General features: G+C 45.9%; 23 protein-coding genes and 2 pseudogenes. 19 read left to right on the plus strand and 6 right to left on the minus strand.

The genetic code is table 11. From position 1 onward, the window contains the following. Window positions 1-45 precede the first annotated feature (45 nt). From EL262_RS08150 to EL262_RS08195, 10 genes are all read left to right on the plus strand, one after another. The gene (locus tag EL262_RS08150; RefSeq protein WP_025836618.1) at window positions 46-1,056 is read left to right on the plus strand and encodes an HU domain-containing protein; all 1,011 of its coding nucleotides are present in this window, start codon (window positions 46-48) and stop codon (window positions 1,054-1,056) included. Between the two features lie 50 nt (window positions 1,057-1,106). Beyond that, complete coding sequence (locus EL262_RS08155; protein WP_051522597.1) at window positions 1,107-1,508, plus strand: hypothetical protein; 402 nt, start codon at window positions 1,107-1,109, stop codon at window positions 1,506-1,508. A gap of 13 nt (window positions 1,509-1,521) precedes the next feature. Then, entirely contained in the window at window positions 1,522-2,340 is an 819-nt protein-coding gene (locus EL262_RS08160; RefSeq protein WP_078735459.1) for a metal ABC transporter permease, read from the plus strand. Further along, the gene (locus tag EL262_RS08165; protein ID WP_025836620.1) at window positions 2,337-3,749 is read left to right on the plus strand and encodes a hypothetical protein; all 1,413 of its coding nucleotides are present in this window, start codon (window positions 2,337-2,339) and stop codon (window positions 3,747-3,749) included. The genes EL262_RS08160 and EL262_RS08165 overlap by 4 nt, the downstream gene beginning before the upstream one ends. A gap of 227 nt (window positions 3,750-3,976) precedes the next feature. Beyond that, the gene (locus EL262_RS08170; RefSeq protein ID WP_025836622.1) at window positions 3,977-4,453 is read left to right on the plus strand and encodes a thioredoxin family protein; all 477 of its coding nucleotides are present in this window, start codon (window positions 3,977-3,979) and stop codon (window positions 4,451-4,453) included. Window positions 4,454-4,498: 45 nt separating this feature from the next. Further along, window positions 4,499-5,500 (plus strand): PhoH family protein, encoded by a 1,002-nt coding sequence (locus tag EL262_RS08175; protein ID WP_025836624.1) that lies wholly within the window; start codon window positions 4,499-4,501, stop codon window positions 5,498-5,500. Between the two features lie 15 nt (window positions 5,501-5,515). Then, window positions 5,516-6,463, plus strand: coding sequence for a phosphoribosylaminoimidazolesuccinocarboxamide synthase (locus tag EL262_RS08180; RefSeq protein ID WP_025836626.1), 948 nt, complete (start codon window positions 5,516-5,518; stop codon window positions 6,461-6,463). Next, window positions 6,445-7,164, plus strand: coding sequence for a bifunctional demethylmenaquinone methyltransferase/2-methoxy-6-polyprenyl-1,4-benzoquinol methylase UbiE (ubiE, locus tag EL262_RS08185; RefSeq protein WP_036853301.1), 720 nt, complete (start codon window positions 6,445-6,447; stop codon window positions 7,162-7,164). Before EL262_RS08180 ends, ubiE begins: the two co-directional genes overlap by 19 nt. A gap of 15 nt (window positions 7,165-7,179) precedes the next feature. After that, entirely contained in the window at window positions 7,180-7,917 is a 738-nt protein-coding gene (locus EL262_RS08190) for a shikimate dehydrogenase family protein (RefSeq protein ID WP_025836629.1), read from the plus strand. 192 nt (window positions 7,918-8,109) lie between these two features. After that, entirely contained in the window at window positions 8,110-8,604 is a 495-nt protein-coding gene (locus tag EL262_RS08195; RefSeq protein WP_174706350.1) for a phosphohydrolase, read from the plus strand. A 104-nt stretch (window positions 8,605-8,708) separates the two neighbouring features. Here EL262_RS08195 and EL262_RS08200 read toward each other — a convergent pair whose 3' ends face one another. From EL262_RS08200 to EL262_RS08225, 6 genes and pseudogenes are all read right to left on the minus strand, one after another. Next, the gene (locus EL262_RS08200; protein WP_051522598.1) at window positions 8,709-9,086 is read right to left on the minus strand and encodes a rhodanese-like domain-containing protein; all 378 of its coding nucleotides are present in this window, start codon (window positions 9,084-9,086) and stop codon (window positions 8,709-8,711) included. Between the two features lie 46 nt (window positions 9,087-9,132). Further along, window positions 9,133-10,350, minus strand: a complete 1,218-nt coding sequence (locus EL262_RS08205; RefSeq protein WP_025836633.1) for an aminotransferase class V-fold PLP-dependent enzyme — start codon at window positions 10,348-10,350, stop codon at window positions 9,133-9,135. Between the two features lie 185 nt (window positions 10,351-10,535). Further along, a complete protein-coding gene (gene lpxK / locus EL262_RS08210) occupies window positions 10,536-11,606 on the minus strand; it encodes a tetraacyldisaccharide 4'-kinase (protein WP_078735462.1) in 1,071 nt (356 codons plus the stop codon). Window positions 11,607-11,791: 185 nt separating this feature from the next. Beyond that, complete coding sequence (sppA, locus tag EL262_RS08215) at window positions 11,792-12,703, minus strand: signal peptide peptidase SppA (RefSeq protein WP_126464407.1); 912 nt, start codon at window positions 12,701-12,703, stop codon at window positions 11,792-11,794. Continuing rightward, window positions 12,625-13,647: a S49 family peptidase gene (locus EL262_RS10190; protein ID WP_126464408.1), complete on the minus strand. Its 1,023-nt coding sequence runs from the start codon at window positions 13,645-13,647 to the stop codon at window positions 12,625-12,627. The genes sppA and EL262_RS10190 overlap by 79 nt, the downstream gene beginning before the upstream one ends. Before the next feature lie 535 nt (window positions 13,648-14,182). Further along, window positions 14,183-14,472, minus strand: a pseudogene (locus EL262_RS08225) (DUF3853 family protein); the annotation flags it as partial. 342 nt (window positions 14,473-14,814) lie between these two features. On the opposite strand from EL262_RS08225, the pseudogene EL262_RS10280 reads away from it, so the two are divergent. The 9 genes and pseudogenes from EL262_RS10280 to EL262_RS08265 all read left to right on the plus strand — a co-directional run. Continuing rightward, window positions 14,815-15,246: pseudogene (locus tag EL262_RS10280) on the plus strand (glycosyltransferase family 2 protein); the annotation flags it as partial. Window positions 15,247-15,600: 354 nt separating this feature from the next. After that, window positions 15,601-16,416, plus strand: a complete 816-nt coding sequence (locus tag EL262_RS10200) for a glycosyltransferase family A protein (RefSeq protein WP_234394631.1) — start codon at window positions 15,601-15,603, stop codon at window positions 16,414-16,416. Between the two features lie 232 nt (window positions 16,417-16,648). Next, entirely contained in the window at window positions 16,649-19,627 is a 2,979-nt protein-coding gene (locus EL262_RS08235) for a glycosyltransferase (RefSeq protein WP_159442715.1), read from the plus strand. Next, window positions 19,599-20,630 (plus strand): NAD-dependent epimerase/dehydratase family protein, encoded by a 1,032-nt coding sequence (locus EL262_RS08240; protein WP_025836646.1) that lies wholly within the window; start codon window positions 19,599-19,601, stop codon window positions 20,628-20,630. The genes EL262_RS08235 and EL262_RS08240 overlap by 29 nt, the downstream gene beginning before the upstream one ends. Window positions 20,631-21,252: 622 nt before the next feature. Further along, window positions 21,253-21,570, plus strand: a complete 318-nt coding sequence (locus EL262_RS08245; RefSeq protein ID WP_034542507.1) for an ArsR/SmtB family transcription factor — start codon at window positions 21,253-21,255, stop codon at window positions 21,568-21,570. A gap of 79 nt (window positions 21,571-21,649) precedes the next feature. Then, the gene (locus EL262_RS08250) at window positions 21,650-22,144 is read left to right on the plus strand and encodes a GNAT family N-acetyltransferase (protein WP_025836647.1); all 495 of its coding nucleotides are present in this window, start codon (window positions 21,650-21,652) and stop codon (window positions 22,142-22,144) included. A 4-nt stretch (window positions 22,145-22,148) separates the two neighbouring features. Beyond that, window positions 22,149-22,574 carry an arsenate reductase ArsC gene (locus EL262_RS08255; protein WP_025836648.1) on the plus strand — a complete coding sequence of 142 codons (426 nt, stop codon included), beginning with the start codon at window positions 22,149-22,151 and terminating at the stop codon, window positions 22,572-22,574. Beyond that, window positions 22,567-23,601, plus strand: coding sequence for an ACR3 family arsenite efflux transporter (gene arsB, locus EL262_RS08260; protein ID WP_025836649.1), 1,035 nt, complete (start codon window positions 22,567-22,569; stop codon window positions 23,599-23,601). Before EL262_RS08255 ends, arsB begins: the two co-directional genes overlap by 8 nt. A gap of 30 nt (window positions 23,602-23,631) precedes the next feature. Beyond that, on the plus strand, window positions 23,632-24,066 hold the full coding sequence (locus EL262_RS08265; RefSeq protein ID WP_025836651.1) for a nitrophenyl compound nitroreductase subunit ArsF family protein: 435 nt from the start codon (window positions 23,632-23,634) through the stop codon (window positions 24,064-24,066). Window positions 24,067-24,070: the final 4 nt, after the last annotated feature.

Consider the following 24,070-nt stretch of genomic DNA (forward strand, 5'->3'; position numbering starts at 1 on the left):
ATTTTGTACTTTTGGATGTTGTAACATCTTAGATTAGGTAGGGACATGAGACGACTTATCAGACATATCGAGCAGGCACTCTATACGCATGAGTGTGTCGTGGTACCGGGATTCGGCGCTTTCATCAAGCATCGGGTCTCGTCTTCATTGGATGAAGGCAAGGGATTGATCTTTCCCGGACACTTTGCGTTGTCGTTCAATTCGGCAGTGCAACAGAATGATGGCATCCTTGTCGGCAGTTACAGCGATGCTTTTGCGATGAGTTATAAACGTGCGCTTGCGCTACTTGAAAAGGATGTCGAAGAACTTCGTGCAAGTCTTCGCTCATCTTCGGTGGTGAGCCTTGGTAGTGTCGGTCGTCTCTCGATGGATAAGAGTGGGGAGCGTGTCTCGTTCTTCCCTAATCCTGATCATCCGTTCTCTATCTCTCACTATGGACTTACGCCGGTAGCACAGTTGCCTACCTTGAGCCATGCAATCCCTGCTTTGGGCGATAATGTGATGCCAACTCGTCGTGAGGGGGTGTACTATCTGCCTATTCATGTTAAGGGGCTTAAGTATGGAGTGGCTGCGGCTGCGCTTTTGGCGATGACATGGTTCATCCCCACAAAAACAATCTCTTTGCCCGAGGATAGCTATAGTGCCGGCTTCTTCACCTCCATGCTGGACAAAAACTCGACGACCGTGGAGGCTGGTGCCGTGAGTGCTACCTCTGCGGGAGAGACAATCATTGCTCCGGTTCAGATGGCACAACCTTCAAGAGAAGCGACAGACGCGGCTACTTTGGCCGGTCTGCCTCTTGTGACAGAGGTCAAGGATAAAGTCAAGCATTTTGTTGTTGTTGCGACCTACAAAACCGGCTCCGGAGTGGAGAAGCATATGGAGTACAACGACCTTTCGATGTTCGAAGGGGCGGGAGTCCTTCGTACAGATAACAGCAACTACAAGATCTACGTGGCGGCATTCGAGACCATGGAGGAGGCAGTAGCGTACTCCAACACCACACTCAAAGAGATCAACGGCAATCTCTCTGCGTGGGTGTACAAGGCGAAGTAAAAAGTGCTTGCTTTTTGCTTTTTCTCAGACAACATTCATACGCATAAATTATGGTAGACATATTTTTTTCGAACCCGATTATATTGTTGGGCGCATTGCTCGTAGTCTTACTTGTCCTTTTTGTCTTGCTCAGGAGGGCGAAGAGCTCCTCGGATGAGAGTGAGGTGAAAATGTGTAGCAAAGGGGGAGGTTGTTGTGGTGGTGCCAACTGTCACAAGAAGCATCCGGACACGCCCAAGATCATCTACTATGATGATCACGAACTGGATAGGTTTTCAGGTCGTGAAGCAGGTAGCTATACTGCGGCCGAAAAGACTGAATTTATCGAGGTCTATGACACCTTGCTGTCCTCAGACCGACTTGGTTGGCTCGAAAGTCTTCAACTTCGGGGGATCGTCTTGCCCGAAGATTTAGGAGCCCGAATAAAAGCAGAAATGCCGCTCGGTAAGTAAGAACAAGGGACTTATGTCGATACTCGAATACAGCTTCTTCACTTACTCGGCACTCGCTGTACTGTTGACCGCAATAGCGACAGGACTCATCGGTAGTTATGTCGTCGTCCGTCGTATGGTATTCATCGCAGGTGGAGTGACGCACAGTTCGTTTGCCGGGCTGGGGTTGGGCTTCTTCTTGGGGCAGTCTCCCTTACTCTATGCGATGATAGCAGCCATATTTAGCGGTTTGGGGGTAGAGGTTGTGGCCGACCGGGGGAAGGTGCGTGAAGACTCTGCCATTGCAGCGGTATGGTCGCTGGGTATGGCCATCGGAGTCCTATTCACTTTCATGACACCGGGATATACACCCGGGCTGAATGCCTTCCTTTTCGGGAATATCCTGCTTATCAGTCGCTTGGATCTGATCATGCTGGGGACTTTCGTTGCGGTGAGTATTCCCGCCGTAATGTACTTTTACAATCCTCTCTTACTGGTGTCCTTTGATCCCGAGTACGGTCGTACAAGGGGACTCAATGTCCGTCTCTATCGTGTGGCGTTGATGGTGTGGATCTGTATAGGCATTGTATTGAGTATCCGTGTGATGGGTATCATGATGCTGATGAGTATGCTCACCCTGCCACAAATGACGATCAACCTTTTTACCTCCAACTTCAAGAAGTTGCTCATCGGTTCGTCGGTACTCAGCATCCTTTCGGGGATCTGTGCCCTCATCGGGAGTTATGTCCTCAATCTGCCTACCGGCGCATTCTCTATCTTATTGCTCACTATTGTCTTTGTCGTCGCCAAAGGGACACGTACCCTGAGCCAACGACGTCTGGCACAACAGTGAGAAAGGCTTCTTTTTTTCTCTTTTTAGTTGGCACCATAGGTGCGGTGATTGCTTGTAGCAGCAGTCGCTTGGGCAGAGAGTTTCGTCGCATCAATGCCTATCATGCGTTCCGACAAGAAGCCAAGCACGCAACAAACGTCTTCTATACCCACCTCCCTCTTTCCTCGGGAGGGGATAGTATTTTGCCACCTTTGACTCTGACTTATTTTGCTCATGAAGGGAAACGAGAAGCCGAAGGGCTCTTGATACAAGCTCTTGATACAAGCCAAGAGTATCTGAAGGGGCAAGCAAAACAAGAGCACGGCATCCCAAAAGAGGCGATCGCCGAGGTTCGGGCTGTGTGGAAAGGCAGACAAGAACTTTTGCTTCTACTCGGAGACATGAAGCGATTGGAGGCCGAGTGTCGTTTCTGTCTGTCGCACTATGAGGACAGCACACTCCGTCGGATATCTTATAAGCACTTAATCTCAGCTCTTTCGGCTCAAGGAAAGGTCACCGAGGCAGAGATGCTTCTCGATCAACATGATCGAACAAGCTTTGGGGCACGAGACTCCCTCATATTACGAACTTATCTGGAGATGGTGAGAGAAAATTATCCATCGGCAACCAAAGGACTTCGGCAACTACTCTCAGCCTCAGATCTTACCCGATATGAGAGAGCTGTCCTACTGAGGCGACAAGCGGACTTTGCAAAAAGGAACAACAATATGCCTCTTGCGACAGAAAGCCTGGAGTCCCTCAAATCGCTACTGTCACTCAAAAATCAAAAGGAGTATATCTGTATCGAACTATGGACACTTGCTCCGACGAAGGAGAAGTCCGGAGATATAACACGATGGGTTGAGGAGACAACCGATAGGAGCTCTCTTCGGATGGATGCGGTGCGACAGCTGAGAGACTTAGCCTATAATGAGGGTGATCTCTATAAAGCCTTACTCTTGCATGAAAAAGCAGGCTTGAGGGATAGAGGCGTCCAAGGTCTAAGAGACAGCCTTCGGTATACCGCTCTGTCTCGTATCAAACCGGACTTGGAGACAATACATAGATATGAGCACCCGTCTCTTTTCAAGAGGGGAAAGAAATACGACACCGACACTCGGAATGACATTGAGGATAGACAAGAGGATCGTCGTAGCTTCAGAGAGATTTGGGGGAATATCCCCGAGCACGATTTTTGGGCAATGAATTCGGATCAACCTGCGTTCAGTGGACTGTCCTTATCTGTACTGAAAAACTCAAAAGGAGTCTCTGTCGAGTCTTATCAAAACGCTCTTATCCGCGTCGCATTGACTTGCATCGAACTCCTCTCTGACTCTGAACAAGCTCGTGCTTATCTTGACAAGTGTATCAGGATAAACCCGAAGTCATCCGAGGGACTGTATGCTTCCGAACTATTGAGTCGTATTTGACACAGGCTCCAAATGGGGTGATAGCCGGGGCGAAGGTCAACTTTTTGGGCATTTCATTTGTTTTTTCCTTGTGTGAGCTTCTTATGAAAACCCTCTTTGATACACTCAGACTTCATCGTGAGGGCTACTACAGACACTGCTCAGGCCGAAGATATTTGTGTATATTTGTGCTACGGGATAGTCCACAGAGCCATCCCGACAATCAAAACTTTTAAAACGATTCAATCATGACAAAGAAACTAACTACTCTATTTGCTACTCTTGCTGTTGTACTTGTAGCTGGTTTTGCATACTTGCAATATAATAACGATGCTATTGCGGCAGTGCCTCCGGGTGAAGCGGGCGAGGGAGACCTCATCGAAATCAATACCAAACAGTTCAAAGAACTCATCTATGACTTCGATAGCAACGAGATCGTGTACAAGGGGGACAAGCCTTGTATCGTGGACTTCTACGCTACATGGTGCGGCCCTTGCAAGGTACTAAAGCCTCGCCTCAAAGAAATTGCGAAGCAGTATGCAGGTAAGATTTATGTATATACAATAGATGTAGACAAGAACCCTATCCCAACCCAACTTATGGGCGTAAGAGCGATGCCTACGACATTCATGATCCCAATGAAAGGTAAGGGTGTGAAGAATGAAGGTGCTCTCTCCTATAAGCAACTCGAAGAGGCTGTGGAGAAGATGCTCGCTACGGAGTGATCTTTCCATAGCATGAACGGGCTATTGTCACTGTAACAATAATAAATGAATAACGAACGAATTTATCTTGTCGAAGAGGCGGATCCCACCGTCTTCTTCGGCACTAACAATAAGAACCTATCTCTCCTCAAAGCCCTCTATCCCAAACTAAGGATCATGGCGAGAGGAAACATCGTAAAAGTCATCGGAGATCCGGACGAGTGCTCGGACTTCGTACGCTTCTTGAGCAAGCTCGAAAAGCACACCGAGCGTTACAATATCCTCGATGATGAGACCATCGTCGAGCTGCACCGAGGAGAAGAACCCAAAGAGCGTGTTTCCGAAGATGTCATCATCTATGGTGCCGGAGGTAAGGCCATAAAAGCTTTCTCCGCCAACCAGCGTGAAATGATACGTCTTGTCGAGGAGCATGACCTTGTCTTTGCGACAGGGCCTGCCGGATCAGGTAAGACATTCATCGCCATAGTCATGGCAGTGAAGATGCTCAAGAGCAAACAAGCTCGACGGATCATCTTGAGCCGCCCTGCGGTCGAAGCCGGAGAGAAACTCGGCTTCTTGCCCGGAGAGATGAAGGACAAATTGGATCCCTACCTCCAACCGCTTTATGATGCCTTGCAGGAACTCATACCTGCCATCAAGCTTAAAGAGTATATGGAGACCGGAGTCATCCAGATTGCCCCCCTGGCATTCATGCGTGGTCGCACCCTCAACGATGCGGTAATCATCCTCGATGAGGCACAGAATACGACACCCCACCAGATGCGGATGTTCCTTACTCGTCTCGGCATGAATGGCAAGATGATCGTCACGGGAGACATGAGCCAGATAGACCTTCCGAAAGGCACCACCTCCGGACTCAAACAAGCTCTACACATCCTACGTGACACCGACGGTATAGGAAAGATTGCTTTCGAAAAGAAGGACATCGCTCGCCACGGTCTTGTCAAGGCTATTGTCGAAGCTTATGATGAGCACGACCGTCAAGTGAAAGCAGAGCGTGAAGCCTCTATGATAGCCGAGAGCAATGACGAACTCGAAAACCCATAAAATCATACTATAACAATGGCACAAGCACTAACAAAGACAGATTACAAGTTTGAGGGACAGACCTCTTGTTACCACGGAAAGGTCAGGGATGTGTACTTCATCGGAGATGACCTCCTCGCAATGGTCGTATCGGACCGCATATCGGCGTTTGACCGCATCCTTCCCGAGGGGATCCCTTACAAGGGTGAGATCCTCAATAAAATTGCCGCATTTAATCTTGATGCGACGAAAGACATCGTTCCCAACTGGAAGCTCGATAACCCTGACCCTATGGTCACCGTCGGTCTTCGTTGCGAAGGATTTAAGGTCGAGATGGTCATCCGTGGTTATCTTACCGGTAGTGCTTGGCGTGCATACAAAGCCGGCGAACGCACCCTCTGTGGTGTGACATTACCTGAAGGTATGAGAGAGAATGAGAAGTTTCCTCACCCCATCATTACCCCTACGACGAAGGCAGATGAAGGGCATGATGAAAATATCTCTCGCGAAGAGATCATCGCTTCGGGCCTTGTCTCCAAAGAGGATTACGAGCAGCTGGAGAAGTACACCTATGCCCTTTTTGAGCGAGGGACAAAACTGGCTGCGGACAGAGGACTCATCCTCGTGGATACCAAGTATGAGTTCGGCAAGAAAGATGGCAAGATCTATCTCATCGATGAGATCCACACACCTGACTCTTCACGCTATTTCTATAAGGACACCTATGACGAATTTTTCCAAAAAGGTATGCCGCAAAGACAGTTGTCCAAAGAGTTTGTTCGCCAATGGCTTATCGACAAAGGCTTCAATGGCGGAGAAGGTCAAGAAGTGCCGACCATGACACCTGAATATTGTGAGAGTGTCACAGATAGATATATCGAACTATATGAAAAGCTCATCGGAGAGACTTTTGTCAAGCATCCGACCGATGATCTTGAAAAGAGAATCGAAAGGAACATTACAGCGTGGCTGAAAGAACGATAATCAGTAAAAAGGCGTCAAACATCCGAAAGATGTTTGACGCCATTGCCCCCGAATACGATAAGCTCAACAGGCTTATTTCTTTTGGGCTTGACTCCACATGGCGCAAGAGTGCTGTCAAGCTCGTTTCGCGTACAGGTGCTCGTCACATCCTCGACCTCGCTGCAGGCACAGGAGACTTCACCATCGCACTGTCGAATGCCATACCTTCGGCACGCATCGTGGCTGCGGACTTGTCTCAGAATATGCTGAGAGAGGCCGACCGAAAGTTCGTCGAACGCGGTATGTCTCAGGTCTCCACGGTTCAGTGCAACGCTCTTCATTTACCCTTCAAAGACAACACTTTCGATGCCATCACCTGTGCTTTCGGAGTCCGCAACTTCTCCGACCTCGAACGAGGTCTTGGGGAGATGTACCGCACCTTACGTCCGGGAGGTGTTGCTGTCATCCTCGAACTTTGCGAGCCCGACAGACGGATCTCCAGAGGACTTTATAAGTTGCATGCCTTCGGGGTTATTCCTGTCCTTGGGGCTGTCCTTGGACACAACCGGAAGGCTTATGCCTATCTCCCTGAGAGCATCCGGCGTATGCCCCAACGTAATGGGATGAAAAGTATCATGGAGGGTATCGGGTTTTCTCGGGCGTCTTTCAAGGTCTTTCCTCCGGGAGTCTGTGCGATGTACGTTGCATACAAACCTCTTTGATCCAACCTTGTTGCTATGACGGAAGTCTATGGGTTGCTCGGCCGAGACATATCGTACAGTCGTTCGCCGGAGATACATCGAGTCCTTTGGGGCAAAGATATTGAGGATAGGGACTACCTTCTCTTCGATACAAAAAATCTCATAGCTTTTGTAGGTCGAGCAAAAGCGATGTCGGACCTCCGAGGCTTCAACGTTACTATTCCCTACAAACAAGCCATTATCCCTTATCTTGACGAACTCGAAGGGGATGCCCTCGCTACGAGAGCCGTAAATACAGTGAAGTGTCTACCTTCAGGTCGTTGGATCGGCTACAATACCGATGTCATTGGCTTTGAGACGTTGATTGGTGGTATGGACTTAGACCCATCATCAGAGATCTATATCTTGGGTACAGGAGGGGCTTCAAAGGCCGTTGTAAGAGCGTTGGAAAAACGGGGAAGAGCCTTGATATTGATCTCAAGACATCCGCAAGAGGGAGTGCTCTGTTATGAAGATTTACCCACCCTCCTCTCCACCACTTTTCCCAAAGTCATTGTCAATACGACACCCTTGGGCAGCCATCAACTTCCTGATCAACTGCCTCCCATCCCTTATTCTCTTCTCACTTCCGAAGATACCCTCATCGACTTGATCTATTCGCCTGAAGAGACACCCTTCATGAAAGAGGGACAAAAGGTTGGAGCAAAAGTCTCCAACGGTCTGACCATGCTATGGGAACAAGCACGGGCAGCCCAAGCCATCTGGGCAAGATAAAGACAACATACCACACATCTATTATCGAAATAAATGCCCGAGAACGCTCTTGAGATCGGACAGAGATAGTCGCAATACTACATGACCTTCGATCGAAGTTAACTTGGAGTGACTTACTCATCAAGCCTAAGCACGACCTCATATACTCGGTAAATCGATAAGACATGGTAGTACTCCAAAGAAAATATCATTATGGAAATGCAAGAAAAATGGATCAATGCAGCTGCAAGGTTATCCCAAAGACTGCATCGAGGACAGACAGATAAGGCCGGAGTAGACTATTATCTCGGACATTTGAGTTTTGTAGCCTCTTTGGGCAAAACCTTTCAGGAGAAAGTCGTCGGCTATCTTCATGACGCCGGAGAAGACACTCCTTACAGTATAGAAGAGATATTGGATCTATTGGAAAAGGAAGCAGAGATGTCGTTCGACACAAAAGACAAAACAGACATGGCACAGGCTTTACACCTGCTCAACCACAATACGACACCTTATCGAGCGACATACATCCGAAATATAGGTGAGCATCCTCTGGCAACAGCGGTAAAGCTCAACGATTTAACGCACAATATGGATATTCGGCGATTGCCTACACCATCAGAAAATGATTATGAGCGGCTCAAGAGATACAAGGAAGAATACAATTATCTTTTTCGGAGGGCAAAGTCAGATTATTCTCCGAAATAATAGATCCTTAAGCGGATCATCAGTAATCACAGTAAAAAAGCCACCTCTGCTCTTGGGAAGCGGAGATGGCTTTCTTAGTTCCTATTGGGTGTGATTAGTAGAGATTATTGCTTGATGAAAGCCTCGTAACCACCGTCAAGGTTGATGACTTTGAAGCCTGCCTTTGTGAGGATTTCCGAAGCCTTTGCACTTCTGCGACCGCTACGGCAATAGACTGCTACGGGACGGTTCTTGTCGAATGTTTCCAATGCACGAGCTTCGAAGTCTGCATCCTTGACAGAGATCTGAACGGCACAGTCGATGTGTCCCTCATTGTACTCTTCGATGGTACGAGCATCGAGTAGCTGCATCCCCTCTTCTTGAAGGACAGTCTTAAACTCTTGCACGTTCACAGTCTTGTATTCTACAGAGTTTGCACAACTCAAGACAGAGAGGCAAACCCCTACCGTCGCTATGATCATGTAGATAAATGTTCTTTTCATGCTTAATGTTCTGTTTTTTAGAGTGTTATTAATATAGGTTGTGTGATTATCTCAACATAGGAAGCACCCTCTGAAGTGCCACGATGAGTGCATCGATATCCTCTTTTGTGTTGTAGAAGGCAAAGCTTGCTCTTATTGTCCCATCCAGCCCAAGCTCATGCATCAAGGGTTGAGCACAATGGTGTCCCGTGCGTACGGCTATCCCCATACGGTCGATGAGCATACCGACATCATAAGGGTGAAGTCCCTCAAAAGTGAAAGAGATCACAGCCTCTTTTGTCTTCGATGTGCCATGAATCTTGATGCCATCAAGTGTGAGCAACCGTTCTGTCGCATATGTCAACAACTCCTCCTCATACTTCATGATGCTCTCGAAGCCGAGTGCAGAGATATACTCTATCGCCTTGGCCAGACCGACACTGCCGATGAAGTCCGGTGTCCCGGCTTCAAACTTGAACGGAATCTCGTTGAATGTTGTTTTCTCAAAGGTCACCTTGTGGATCATTTCACCACCACCCTGATAGGGGGGGATAGCTTCCAACAGTTCGCGACGACCATAGAGCACTCCGATACCTGTCGGAGCATAGAGTTTGTGCCCACTGAAGGCGAGGAAATCCACTCCCAACTCCTGTACATCGATCGGTCTATGCGCCACCGACTGAGCTGCATCCACAAGGATATGCACCCCATGCTCGTGAGCGATCTGAGCGATCTCTCGGATGGGATTTGTCGTGCCCAACACATTCGAAGAGTGGCACATAGATACGAACCTCGTGCGAGGAGTGAAAGCCTTGCGGTATGCTTCCATATCGAGATCTCCGGTCTCTGTAACAGGTACAGGCACGACCTTAATGCCCTCCAAGAGTTGCCAAGGCACGATGTTCGAGTGGTGCTCCATCACAGAGACGATGACCTCATCTCCGGGCTTGAGGAACTTCCGACCATAAGAGTGTGCGACAAGGTTGATACTCTCGGTCGTGCCTCTCGTGAAGAGAACTTCGTCCGAAGACTCTGCCCCGATGAACTTTGCCACCGTCTTGCGAGCCCTCTCGTGCGCCTCGGTTGCTTCTCTGCTGAGAAAGTGCACCCCTCGATGGATATTGGCGTTACGGTAGAGGGCAGCCTCATCCATGGCTTGGATGACTTGTAGGGGCTTCTGTGCCGTTGCAGCATTGTCGAGGTAAATGAGGTTTTTATCTCCGTAGATCTTCTGCGAAAGGGAAGGGAAATCCTTTCGGATCTGTTGTATATCTAATGTATTCACTTTATCTTTCTTATATATCACTTAAATGGTTGTCTAAAAACACTTCACCGAGGACAAAAGTACGATATTTCTTCAAAAGAGGAATACCCTTCGAGCCTGCATCACCTTCTCCATGCACTCCTCACCGGAGACATTTGGACAAAATCCAAAATGATTGCAGGAGATAAGGAGCCGGGTACAGGCTGTCAGATCGTCAAGCCGTTGTGAGAAATAGCATGATGAGCCTTAGCCATGATGCGCTTCGTGCTCTCTGGCGAAAGGTCGATACGGATCGGAAGGGTATAGAGACGATGTCGGTACTCCTTCGGGATGTCCGACTCCATGGTACGTAGCCGGATCGCATCCTTCTCTGTACATAGGATGACGCTGCCGGCCTCTTCGTCCAAGTATTCGAGGAGATTCCGGATATCCTCTGTCGTGAAGCTGTAATGATCCGGATAGACGACGAACTTCCTTATGTTGCGGTAATTTCCTTTCAAGTATTCGTGATAACGGTCGGGATCTGCTATCCCACTTATCCCTATCATCGGTGTCATGGTGTTCAGAGTCGGAGCGGTCGGTTCGAAAATCGGCACCGGTGCTGAGTAGGCGATTCGGCTGAAATAGAGATCTTGGTGTGCGATGGGAGATATCTCCCCTTCGAGTAGGCGGAGGTCGATGGGATTGAGTCCCGAAGGGAGTGAAGTGATGATGATCGTGTCCGCTCTGAGCTTGCCCATGGCACTCTCTCTGAGATTACCATACGGGAGCAGATCATCTCTCGTGAAGAGGTTGTAGTACGAGGTGAGGAGGATGCTGTAAGCCGGAGTCACATAACGGTGCTGGAAACCGTCGTCCATGAGGATGACCTCGGGGCGTTCCTTCTCCGGAAGAGCCTCCATGGCCGCTATGGCACGACGACGATTGCCATCGATATACATCATGAGATCAGGGAACTTCGATAATATCTGTGCGGGCTCATCACCGATCTCCTGCGCCGTATGCCCTGGTGTTGCTATGATCGGACCTTTCGTCGTGCGACCATAACCACGGCTGAGGACGGCCAGTCGATAGCGATCTTTGAGTTGACGGATGAGCCATTCTATGTGAGGAGTCTTTCCTGTCCCTCCGGCCGAAAGATTACCCACGCAGATGGTGGGTATCGAAGGCTTCACCGACTTTATCATCCCCATATCAAAAGCAAAATTGCGCAACCCCACTCCCCAGCCGTACAATACAGCAGGTATCTTGAGTAGTATGTTGCGCCTCTTGCTCATCTATTTCGTTGTCCCCACGGAGTGGGGCTGATATGTATGTCAGAGGTGTGTCAGAAGGAATAGTATCCCTCGATTTGACGAATTATTATCGGGGCTTGATGATGCATGGCTTGGCACCACGCTTGCCCTCGTTACAGTGCCGGAGAGACAATACTCCTCTCTGACACACCCCCTCTATTTTGTTCTTAGTATTCTACCTTGCCCATATCAGGAGTGACAGCCTCCAAGTCGTATGGAGGGAGTGCCATGATACCGGTACGTGAGCGAAGGCGTTCGATGTGCTTGCGGAGCTCTTGCTCTTCGGGCGAAAGGATGAAGTTGAAGTTTACCAGACTCTTGATCTCTACCATAGAGAGCCCCAAAAGGTCTTCGAACCAATTCACCTCCTTCTTATTGTAACCCACACTGTAGTCACTGCTAAGACCCGCAAGACGAGCCGCTTCGGTGACAGCATCAGTGAGATCCCCGAGTTCGTCGACAAGGCCGATCTCAAGCGCCTTCTGACCAAGCCATACACGACCTTGACCGACAGAATCGACCTGAGCCTTGGTCATGCCACGACCATCAGCCACCCTTGTGATAAACGTGTCATAGCCCTTTTCGATGTAGCCCTGCATCACGGCCTTTTCCTTGTCTGTCATAGGACGATAAGGAGTGCCGAAGTCAGCCAACTGCGCCGTTTTGACGGTATCGTAAGACAAGTCAAGCTTCTGAGCCAAACCGGTAAAGTTGGGGAACAGCCCGAAGATTCCGATCGAACCGGTCAATGTGTACGGATCGGCATAGATCTTAGAAGCTTCACAAGAGATGTAATAACCACCCGATGCGGCATAATTACCCATAGAGACAACGATAGGTTTCTTCTCCTTGAGTCTCTTGACCTCATGATGGATGAGCTCCGAGAGGAATGCATCCCCACCGGGAGAGTTGACACGGAGGACCACAGCCTTCACACTTTCGTCATCCGCGACATCACGAAGTTGCTTGATCAGATCACGGTTGATGGTCGCTTCTTCGCTCATGGTTGGGAATGGCACATCGACAAGATCCTTGTCCACGATGGCACCTTCGGCAAAGAGGACAACGACATCCCCCATCTTTCTGATACCCTTCCTTGAAGATGCAAGCACATCTCCCACAGAGAGGTAGTCAATCTCCGCTTCTCTGTCCCCCACGAGGTTCTGAGCGATGACCTCATCGAAGTCTGCGCCATAGAGGAGCGAGTCCACAAACTGAAGGCGAAGAGCCTCTTGAGGAGTGTTGAACAATCCCCCCTGTCAGCAAAAGCTTGGATGGAGTCCGGGTGTATATTACGGCTTTGTGCGATGTCTGCCTTTGTCGAAGACCAAAGACCGTCAAGGTAAGTCTGTATCTGCATCTTGTTTGCATCGCTGAGCTTGGAGTTGATATAAGGCTCCACAGCCCCCTTGAACGTGCCGACCTTGAAGACTTGCATCTCCACGCCCAGTTTCTTCAGGATGCCCGAGTAGAAGAGTGTGGTAGACGAAAGACCCGAGATATTGATCATGCCATAAGGGTTGAGGTATACCTTATCGGCGACACTTGAGACATAATAGTTGCCATAGCCATAACGCTCTGCGTAAGCGAAGATCTCCTTACCGCTCTTACGGAAGTTGTCAAGATGTTCACGTAGCTCTTGAGCTGTCGCAAACCCCATGCCTGCTCTTTCGAGTTTGAGGACGATAGCCTCGATCTTTGGATCTTCTGTTGCGATGTTGATCGCCTTGATGATTTCATGGAGAGGGAAGTTTTTTTGCTTCTTATCCCCCTTGCCAAAAGGTAGGTCGGAATAGAAGTCGCCGGTCTTGGTGTCATTGATCATACCCGAAAGGTCGAGCATAAGGACGCTGCCACTGGAGATCTTCTTGGCTTTCGTTGTGGCTGTATCTTTACTGCCGAAGGCATCAGACACGGACGAAACCAATCCCCCCAACATGGAGAAGAACACGAACAATACGATGATGCCGGCGACAACCACGCCAAGGCACGAAGCCAAAAGCATCTTGAAAAACTGTTTCATTAGCTTGCAGATATATGGATAACTTAAAATTGTAATACTCTATCTCACCACAAAAGGGCATACTATTTTGCGAAGATAAGATATATCAAACTATTTGCCAATAAATTAAAGCCATATTTTACGATGCTATTATCAAAAATGTGAATTTTCTTTATCAAAAAGAAGCCGTTCTTGATTGAGGTGCAAAGGATTGTAATCTTCAGATGTAAGTGAAGTGGCTATAAAACATGGAGTTATGTAGTAATTAGTGCATTCTCTTGTGATTTTTTCTTGAAAAAATAAGATAAGGCTTAAGCCGATTGCCACAGCAAAACAGAGTTGTTCTTCTTTTGTGTTTATGCCTAACTTCTGTTTTTATTACCCTGTCATGTTTCTCGTTTCAAGTGTGAAATTAGGATTGTGGGCTGAGTGGTAAGTAGTTCATTGGAATCCTTGCATCTACACGAAGCTTGATGCGAGATAGGTTGAACTTATTCGCTACTATTGCTGCCAAATGCTTTCGTAGGCTGGCGGATTCATCTGCGTCCTCTTGTTTTTTGCGACCAGCCAACTCGAGGGCGAGGTCAGCGTTCAGATAATCTTACGCCCTACCTGTGTGATGGCTCGGTCTATCTTGCCACTCTGCTTGATGCGATTGGCGGTGGGGAGGCTACAGCCGAAAAGGCGAGCGATGCCCGATAGCCCATACACATAGCGTCTTTGCTCTTTGGAGGGGCTTGCCTCCGTGGGGGTATTGTTGGGCTGTGAGACGTGGCGAGCAAGGAAGAGCAATTCCTCGCCAGTCATCTGCCATACGGGCTTGCCCAAAAGTTCTTCTAAAATCATACTTCATTGCAGTTGAGTTGTGAATACTTTTGCCCTTGTGCTTCGGGCTATTAGTCAGCTCTGACACTGCAAAAGTATGAGCTAATCTGTTGTCTGTGAAAGGGTAAGGAGGTCGCAGGAAATGCAAGGAAAAGGCAGGAAATCACAACCCCTCATTCCGCCGTCCTCAACACGCATTTTGATACAAAAAGAGGCTCGCAGAGCATCACCGCCCCCGAGCCTCTCACCACGTTTCGCCCTCACCGAGCTCGCCCTCTTGTTTTTCAGTGTTAAATAGGGAAATCCCTTCGCTCCTCTGCTAGCTTCTTCGTACCTTTGCGAACACAAATGAATAATCTCTTCATGACATCTCGATACCCTATTATTACAATTATTGCGACCTCTGGCTGTAGAACAGGAACTTTGTTGCAGCAAGCTATTCCCTCTGTTTTAGCTCAAGATTGTCTTCCTTGTGCTTGTATTGTGGTCGATGATAACAATGCCCCGGCTGAGTATAGCAAAATCAGCTTGGGGCTTGAAGAGTTACAGAAAAGAACCGCTGTAGAGCTTAGGTTAATCCGAAATAATCGAACTTCTGGGTTCTCAGGAACCGGAGCCTGGAATACTGCAATAGCTTATGCACGCAAATATACAGCTGAGCATCACTGGGAAGATGTCTATATCTCTATACTTGATGATGACGATCGGTGGCATAGCAGCCACCTCCGACGCTGTGCCGAGGCTATGTGTAGCAATCCTGATGCTATCTTCTGCAACCTGACTCGTGTATACCACCAACACGGGGAGTCAGGAAAACTCAAAAGTCATAGCGACCTCACTATTCCTAAATTTCTCTACGGCAATCCAGGGGTTCAAGGGAGCAATATGTGTTTTCGTCTCTCAGCCATTGAGACTATAGGAGGCTTCGATGAGACACTAAGGAGCTGTACCGATAGAGATCTTATGATTCGCTTTTTGGAGCGATTTGGCAATAAAAATATTGTGGTTATTGACGAACAGACTGTTTGGCACGATGCCCGTTCACCAGCCTGTGTTACGAACAATATTGAAAACAAAACAGCTGGCTTAGATACTTTTTATAAGAAACACCTGTGGCGCTTCGATGAACCAACACTTGAGCGCTCTCTTATGCGTGCTGAAAAGCTGTTTTCTTATCCTCATAAACAGAAAATCTGGGAGAGTTACTACCAAGCCCAGGAGATTATTGCCATTATGATGCCCCTGCATAATGGCGCCAAAAGTATCCGTAGGGCAGTACGTTCTGTAGTGACACAGGAGCGTACGGAGCGACCCATAGTACTATTTATCGGAGATGATGCTTCGACAGATGGATGGAGAGCTGAAATTTCGGATTGCCTCTGCCTCTACCATAATATTATCACCATAGATATAAATGGAGGCTCTCCTGCCAAAGCACGCAATGCTCTAGCGGAGTATATCCTTAGATCCTATCCGCATACTTACATACTGTGTCGCCTAGATGTCGATGACGAACTCCATAGCACAACAACTCTCTCGGAAATAGAGTATTTGTTTGCAGATGACGAGGTAAATGCAGTACTCTGTGGCAATTATCAAATACACAGAGGTAGGATCGTTGGCATCAATCGGGCGAGCAAAGATTTTCATAATAGCGAATATATGAGGAGACGGCTACTGTCTATGGCTCTGGGGGATCGCACTGCAGAGCTACCTTCGTGCAATCTGTGTCTTCGTCCAAGTGTTTATCGCCCTTACCCCGATGAATGCAGTGGAGAGGATCATTGGTTGGTTATCCAGACCCTACTTCGACTCCCAAGCCGCTCCTTCCTTATGGCTTCTCAGCAGATGTACTGTATGTACAGCTTGGAGGGCAAGACCACACAAACAAATAAAGTCAACGACAGTTATATTGACAGCAGAAAAAGACTATATGAGTACTATATCAACAGTATTGACCGCTAGGCAGAGAACAGCCTGGCTCATACTACCCAATGATGTACAATCTTCAGTACGGCTACTAGGTCAGGGAGGGGAAGGAGTAGTTTTCGCTACGTCAGATAAAGTCTACAAAGTTTATGACCAGCTAGAGGATAAAGATTATTGGCGTATTAAACGGAGCCTTGATAGAGCACATAGCATTCGTTGCATTTATCCCATAGAGAGCTTCGAACCAGTGGGTACAGGCTATTACATTATGGTGTACCCCTATGAGGCCTCTATCCCAGCGACGGATATTGCTACCGAAGAATGGCAAGATATGCTTGCTGAGCTATGGGTCGCTGGCCTTATCGCCTTTGACGTTAAGCCTAGTAACTTCGTTCGTACGGATAATGGGGTTAAACTCATTGATTACAATCTGTATTTTCATACAGATAATCACTTCCTCAATATGTGCGTTCGGGCATTCATATATAATAAATATCGAGGGCGGGATGACGAATACTTACGCAAGCTAGCTCGGAGTGCTATCAATCAGTTTGATTTGCCAGAGCTGGTGGGTATACAAGAGTTTGTCAACGGAGTGTATCTGCGTGCCATCCATCTGTCATCAAAGAAAGGTATTCAGCAGCTTGAAGGCGTCTCTGTGCTGGGGAAAAAGCTGGATGTGCCATTTGAGGTATTAGGCAATCTTGAGCTACGCTTTTTTGAAGAGTTACGTAGAGGGCGCTATTTGACAGGAGGATCTATCCGAGGACTTTTGCTAGGGAAAAAGGGGTATCTAACGCCTCGGGAGGTAGTGCTAGGTTATCACGATATTACACGTTTTAGAGAGCCTGTTTCCTTGGTCGTCAAGACGTGTGCGCAGGATTATGCTAGTATTTATGCAAATGTCTGTCACATTGTGCGTCAGCTCTCCTCCCCACATCGATTTGACGAGTATATTCTAGCCATTGATACCCGAACCGATGATTTTCTTCGTCAGTTTACTCAAGAAGCATCTTGGGATAAGCTCCTAGAGGAGGCTAATAAGCTCATTCATAATGGTGTTATTGATAAATATATCATATTACCCGAGACGGAAGTCGTCGCCATCAACGAGCGATGGTTCGGGATAGCCTCCCCTTGTACTCATAGTCAACACCAAGCACCAGTTACTGCTCAGCTCTATCTCTTTGAGGAGGCCAAAGGCAAATATATTCTTCAGATGGATAGCGATGTACTAATCGGCCGTGATGACCTCATGCATGATTACCTAGAGGATATGGTGCGTGAGCTTGAGGAGCATCCATCAGTGGTATCGGTAGGATTTAATATATACCAAGATAAAGGCATCAAGTTCAAGCCATACTTTGGTTACGAAGACGGAGGATTTGCTCCAGAAGTGCGTATGGGATTGTTTGACAAGGAGCGCATGCTAGCTATGCGTCCTTTCTACAATCAAGTTCTAGATAGAGGCTGGGAATATACCTGGTTTAGGTCTATGCATCTCAAGCAAAAGGATTTGGGCATGAGCTCCATACGAGGTGGGGACCGACGTACATTCTACATTCATCCTCAAAACTACCGCAAATCGGTATCAGACGTTTGGCTAACTATACTAGACCGAGTAGAGCAAGGACATATCCCCGATTGTCAATATGGAGCATTTGACTGTATGGGGAGCTACTATGACTGGTGTCTTCCCCGTAGAGAAGAGCCCTATGTCTTCGTTTGTACTGTACGCAATGTGGCCTATGATAGATTTCTCAGGATGTTTGCCTCTTTGCTTGCTCAGCGTGATGAGCGTTGGGGCATGGTACTCATCGACGATGCCTCGGACAATGGCCTATCTCTCTTTATAGAGTATATAACGAAACCATTCAGAGATAGAATAACATTGATTCGCAACAGGGTAAGGGGTGGTGGCTTATACAACCATCATAAAGCAATTCACTATTTCGTCAAAAAAACAGATACTGTCATCATCACTCTTGATGGAGACGATGCTCTCCTAGGAGACAAGGTCTTGTCTATGATAGCCAATCGCTATGAAGAGCACTTTGCAGATGTAGTGATAGGGCGTATGTATCAGAACTATCGTCTACAGCCTCACTATCGCTATCCCGCGAACTACGTGAATCCACGTGCCACGGGAGGCAATGTATGGCAGCATACACGCTCATTTCGCAAATACCTTTTTGACTCGCTCGAGGCAAAAGACCTCAAAAGAGTCCCAGACAGCGGCAATCTCAGCAAGGTTGTAACAAAAAGTAAATGGCTTGAGAACAGTGCCGACTTTGCCTTTATGGTTCCCATCGTGGAGATGAGTCGAAAGCCCAACCAACTAGAGCAGTTTACCTACTATTATGACAGAGATGCAGAGGCTTATACCGAGGAGGTACGACAGAGCAAAGAGCGTAATATCGCTTATATTCTGAATAGGCCAGCTAAGTCTCCTAGTGATGTCCACATTGGTCGGAGAACGTTTATTCCCAACACCAATAAGATCGAGATCGATATCACCTATATCTGCAATCTTGGCTGCGAAGCCTGTAATCGCTCTTGTCCACAGGCCCCCACTACGGAGCAGATGACCCTCCTTGACATAGAGCGCTTTGTCGAGGAAAGCATAGAGTTGGGTAAGCGGTGGGAGTTCATCAACATATTGGGAGGAGAGCCTACCTTACATCCAGAGTTGAGAGAGATAGTATCGTGTATCATAAACGAATATATCCGACCTTGTTCTCCTCAGACCCAAATTCAAATTGTTAGCAACGGATACACCGAATATAGTAGGATCTTACTACAAGAACTTCAAGATACTTATCCCGAGCTTTGGGTAGATCGCTCGTCGTTCAAAACAAGTAAAAAGGTCGAATACTTCTCCCCATTTAACGATGCACCTATTGACGACCCGCAGTTTGCCGATGCTCAGTATCATAAAGGGTGCTGGGTGACAAGTTTTTGTGGTATAGGTCTTAATCGCTATGGCTACTATGCTTGTAGTGTATGTGGAGGCATAGATCGTGTGCTCAATCAAGAGCGTTGTGCTATTGGTAGTCTCAAGGAGGTTAGCGAGGATAAATTGAGAGCACAGCTAGAGCGTTTCTGTAGACTATGTGGCAACTTCAAGGATTATGATCATAATCAGGGTCTTTTCATACCACGTGTAGAGAAAGCTCCTCTCAGTGAAAATAAGATTTCTCCATCTTGGAAAAAGATTTATGACAGCTATAAACAAAGAAAAAAGTAAAAATAATAGGTGTATTCTCATCACGGGAGTTGCTGGGTTTATTGGGTCGCATTTGGCTCATAGCTTATTGGAGGATAAAGTTGCGGTAGTAGGTGTAGACTCTCTCTCCGATTATTATCCTATAGAGATCAAGCTAAGAAGGCTCGCATCTCTGCAGTGCTTCCAATCTTTTGTTTACTATCACGCTTGTGTCTCAGAGTCCATGAGTTTGACGAAAATCCTTGAAACTCACACTCCGACACTTGTTATTCATTTAGCAGCACAAGCAGGAGTCGTTGCCGAGGGACATCTAACCCCTAGCTACATAGAGAGTAATATCTACGGAGCAGAGGTGGTTATGCGTCTGTGTGCTCATCTGGGAATCCCTCTTATATACGCCAGCTCTAGTAGTGTATATGGCGATTGCTCGAATGTCCCCTTCCTCGAGTCTGAGGCGACTCTATCACCCAAGAGTCTGTATGCTGCTACCAAACTATATAATGAGCAGGTTGCATCCTTTTATGCCAAACATCTCAACCTCAAAGCCGTTGGTCTTCGTTTCTTTTCTATCTATGGGGAAGATATGAGACCAGATATGGCAATCAGTTTATTTACCTCGGCGATATATCACGGCAAACCAATCACTCTCTATGGAAATGATGCTACAGCTCGAGATTTTACCTACATCAAAGATTTAGTTTGTGTGATAAAACAGGTTACTCAAAAACTTCATGAGGGGGAAACTCTTGCTCCGATATACAATATTGGGAATCAGTCTCCTGTGCCTATAGAGAGGGTCGTTAGAATACTAGAGAAGCTATTGAATAAAACTAGTAAAATCACACATAGCCCATTGCGTCCAGGGGAAGCACAACTGACCTATTCGGACTCATCTCTATTATATAGAGACTTAGGTATTCGACCAAACACTACAATTGAGGAGGGGCTGAAGTGCTATGTGAAATGGTATCTAGCCAATAATTCGAACATACAACCAAAAAATAAAGATGGCAGTGTGTCATAATATACAAACATTGTGTTGCCATTGAATTCTATCACACTGGAGGTTGTATTTGGTCTACCTCGATCTTTATGCCTTACATTTTGTGTATACTCACATATCTAAAAAGGACCGTTTCAAAAGTAAACTTTCTCACAACTTCATTTTCCATACATTAAAAATAGAACTTATCTATGATAAGAGCTTCCTAATAAATTCAATGAAATACATTGGAGGCTGTTTTTATTGTTCGCGAGTTTTTGGGTGTAGAAAAGGGTGTAAATCACATAACTCGCTGATTTACACCCTTGTCTGCGGAGAGAGAGGTCGGTGAACCTTCCCCCTTATATGCTTAAAAGTCAATGCTTTTGTTTTTCCAAACTTATAATCGGTAACGAAATAGGCACAAATTAAATAGCCTTATTTGTCCACCTTTGACCTATGCTCTTCTGCATATATCGTGGGTTCAAAGATACATATAAATTTCATATTTGCAAATTATTTAGTCCTCAATACTTTAGCGTTAGTGCAAGGTGCAAGCTTATCTATATAGATACTTGCACCTTGCACTAAAAAATGCAGAAAAATTTGTTTGTTTGAAATATTGTTCGTAGTTTTGCGAACAACAAATAAAGGAGATAGAATTGTGAAGATTAAGAATGACATTGAAGAACAGGAATTAATTGCCCGCTTTGCAAAAGCAATGGGACATCCTACCCGGATTGCGATACTACTGTTTTTGGCATCGCAAGAAAGTTGTTTCTTTGGGGATATTCACGATGAACTTCCGATAGCTAAAGCGACCGTATCACAGCACTTAAAAGAACTCAAAGATGCGGGCTTAATTCAGGGAGAAATCGAAACCCCGAAAGTGAGGTATTGTATCAATAAGGAGAACTGGGAAATAGCCCGAAAGTTATTTGCAGACCTTTTTAATGTATATGTAAAAGATGTATGCTGTTAATCAGCATATATTTTTTCCGACAGACGTTCGTTGTTTGGCGAACTACATTCATTTGGTATGTTCAGATAAATAAAGTGATATGAAAATTAGAAAAGTAAAATTAGAAGACGCCCGTAGGATTTGTGAAATATATAACTATTACATTGAGAATACGGCTGTAACATTTGAAACTGCTCCTGTTTCAGTAGAAGAAATGAAAGGACGTATCAGTGAGATTATTGATTCCGGATTTTCCTATTATGTCGGAGAAATCAATGGTAATATAGTAGGATACTATTACATCCACAAATGGAATGGCAGGTGTGCTTATTCATCTACAAAAGAGGTTACAATTTATTTAGATAAAGACCATACCGGAAAAGGATTTGGAACAGTGTTATACAACCATCTATTCCAAAACTTAGATAAAAAAAATATCCATGTGTTAATTGCTGGAATTTGTATTCCAAATGAAGGCAGTGTAAAGTTGCACGAGAAATTTGGATTCAAGCAAGCTTCACACATGAAAGAAATAGGATGGAAATTTAATCAATGGCAGGATGTCGGTCATTGGTTGCTTAACATAAATAATTGAAGCTATGAAAATACTTATTCTATGTACTGGTAACAGTTGTCGTAGCCAAATGGCACATGGGTTCTTGCATTCTTTTGACCCATCACTAAAAGTATATTCCGCAGGGACAAAAGCGAGTGGAAAATTAAATCCTCAAGCAGTGGAAGTTATGAAAGATGCCGGAATAGATATTTCACACCATACATCCGACAATGTAGATAAATACTTGAATGAAGAATGGGACTATGTTATTACGGTTTGCGGTGGTGCAAATGAAAGTTGTCCTACCTTTTCCGGTAATGTAAAGAATCGTTTGCACATAGGATTTGAAGACCCATCAGAAGCAACGGGTTCGCCTGAATTTATCCACTCTGAATTTATTCGGGTAAGGGACGAAATTAAAGAAGCATTTTATAAACTATATATCGAAAAAATAAAAAGCAATGAGTAAAAAGAAAATGAGTTTTTTAGATAAGAATCTCACTCTTTGGATATTTTTGGCTATGGCTATTGGCGTTGGGCTGGGTTACTTTTTCCCATCATTCAGCAGTACAATAGATTCATTATCCAGTGGAACTACAAACATCCCTTTAGCTATCGGTTTAATCTTAATGATGTACCCACCATTGGCAAAGGTCGATTACAAACAATTACCGAAGGTTTTCAAAAACGTAAAAATATTATCAGTCTCGTTAATCCTGAACTGGATTATCGGGCCAGTATTAATGTTTTTACTTGCCATCTTCTTCTTACACGATTACCCGGAATATATGGTAGGAGTAATTCTTATCGGATTAGCACGATGTATAGCGATGGTTCTTGTATGGAACGACTTCGCAGAAGGAAATACGGAATACGGTGCAGGATTAGTAGCCTTAAACAGTATCTTTCAAGTGTTCTTTTATAGCTTTTACGCTTGGTTGTTTGTTACAAAACTTCCTCCCCTATTCGGGTTTGAAGGGGCTATCGTTGATATTTCTATCGGTACGATTGCCGAAACGGTTGCTATCTACTTAGGTATTCCTTTCTTGATGGGAATATTAAGCCGATTTATATTGGTAAAATTAAAAGGAGAACAATGGTATAAAGAAAAGTTCATCCCTAAAATATCCCCTATAACTTTAATAGCACTGCTGTTTACTATCATCCTTATGTTCAGCCTGAAAGGTGAACTGATTGTGCAAATACCACTGGATGTAGTTCGCATAGCTATACCGTTACTTATCTACTTTGTGGTGATGTTCTTGCTTAGCTTCTTCGCAGGTAAGCTTATGGGGGCTTCTTATGATAAAAATGCTTCGATTGCCTTTACTGCAACCGGAAACAATTTTGAACTGGCTATCGCAGTGGCAATCGGTGTATTCGGATTACATAGTGGGCAAGCCTTCGCCGGAGTAGTCGGACCTTTGGTCGAAGTCCCGGTATTAATCCTGTTGGTAAACTTAGCATTTTGGCTTCGGAAGAAATATTATAAATAAACATAGTACAAACCAATAAAAAGAAAATGTATGAAGAAATGTATTTTAATCGGACTTTTTGCTGTATTGCTGGTTGCTTGTGGTGGTAATACACAAAAGAAAAACGGACAAGCTGCTGAATCTGAAACGGCAGCTAAAGAACAAGTTGCAGATGCTTCTGTGGTGAACGTGTATTATTTTCACGGAAAGCAACGCTGTAAGACCTGTGTGGCAGTTGAGAAAGTAACAAAAGAAACTATCGAAAAGGCTTTTGCTGATAACAAGAAAGTCCGTTTTGTAGAAATAAACACGGAAGATAAAGCAAATGCTAAACTGGTAGAGAAGTATGAGATTACTTGGAATGCCCTTATCATTGAAAAAGGCGATAATTATATCGACCTGACAAAAGAAGGTTTCGCCAATGCTGTCAATACTCCTGACGTGCTTACAGAACTGATTAAGAAAGAAGTAAACGCAAGGCTATAATACC

The sequence above is a fragment of the Porphyromonas cangingivalis genome, assembly GCF_900638305.1.
Classification (GTDB): domain Bacteria; phylum Bacteroidota; class Bacteroidia; order Bacteroidales; family Porphyromonadaceae; genus Porphyromonas_A; species Porphyromonas_A cangingivalis.

Excerpts from the sequence above, each read along its gene's own strand:
- EL262_RS08265 (WP_025836651.1), top strand. The coding sequence starts at position 23,632 with ATGAAGAAATGTATTTTAATCGGACTTTTTGCTGTATTGCTGGTTGCT.
- EL262_RS08160 (WP_078735459.1), top strand. The coding sequence starts at position 1,522 with ATGTCGATACTCGAATACAGCTTCTTCACTTACTCGGCACTCGCTGTA.
- lpxK (WP_078735462.1), bottom strand. The coding sequence starts at position 11,606 with ATGAGCAAGAGGCGCAACATACTACTCAAGATACCTGCTGTATTGTAC.
- EL262_RS08195 (WP_174706350.1), top strand. The coding sequence starts at position 8,110 with ATGGAAATGCAAGAAAAATGGATCAATGCAGCTGCAAGGTTATCCCAA.
- EL262_RS10190 (WP_126464408.1), bottom strand. The coding sequence starts at position 13,647 with ATGAAACAGTTTTTCAAGATGCTTTTGGCTTCGTGCCTTGGCGTGGTT.
- EL262_RS08180 (WP_025836626.1), top strand. The coding sequence starts at position 5,516 with ATGGCACAAGCACTAACAAAGACAGATTACAAGTTTGAGGGACAGACC.
- sppA (WP_126464407.1), bottom strand. The coding sequence starts at position 12,703 with ATGGGGGATGTCGTTGTCCTCTTTGCCGAAGGTGCCATCGTGGACAAG.
- EL262_RS10200 (WP_234394631.1), top strand. The coding sequence starts at position 15,601 with ATGCGTGCTGAAAAGCTGTTTTCTTATCCTCATAAACAGAAAATCTGG.
- EL262_RS08175 (WP_025836624.1), top strand. The coding sequence starts at position 4,499 with ATGAATAACGAACGAATTTATCTTGTCGAAGAGGCGGATCCCACCGTC.
- EL262_RS08235 (WP_159442715.1), top strand. The coding sequence starts at position 16,649 with ATGGTGTACCCCTATGAGGCCTCTATCCCAGCGACGGATATTGCTACC.
- EL262_RS08150 (WP_025836618.1), top strand. The coding sequence starts at position 46 with ATGAGACGACTTATCAGACATATCGAGCAGGCACTCTATACGCATGAG.
- EL262_RS08255 (WP_025836648.1), top strand. The coding sequence starts at position 22,149 with ATGAAAATACTTATTCTATGTACTGGTAACAGTTGTCGTAGCCAAATG.
- EL262_RS08240 (WP_025836646.1), top strand. The coding sequence starts at position 19,599 with ATGACAGCTATAAACAAAGAAAAAAGTAAAAATAATAGGTGTATTCTC.
- EL262_RS08250 (WP_025836647.1), top strand. The coding sequence starts at position 21,650 with ATGAAAATTAGAAAAGTAAAATTAGAAGACGCCCGTAGGATTTGTGAA.
- EL262_RS08170 (WP_025836622.1), top strand. The coding sequence starts at position 3,977 with ATGACAAAGAAACTAACTACTCTATTTGCTACTCTTGCTGTTGTACTT.
- EL262_RS08190 (WP_025836629.1), top strand. The coding sequence starts at position 7,180 with ATGACGGAAGTCTATGGGTTGCTCGGCCGAGACATATCGTACAGTCGT.
- EL262_RS08155 (WP_051522597.1), top strand. The coding sequence starts at position 1,107 with ATGGTAGACATATTTTTTTCGAACCCGATTATATTGTTGGGCGCATTG.
- arsB (WP_025836649.1), top strand. The coding sequence starts at position 22,567 with ATGAGTAAAAAGAAAATGAGTTTTTTAGATAAGAATCTCACTCTTTGG.
- EL262_RS08200 (WP_051522598.1), bottom strand. The coding sequence starts at position 9,086 with ATGAAAAGAACATTTATCTACATGATCATAGCGACGGTAGGGGTTTGC.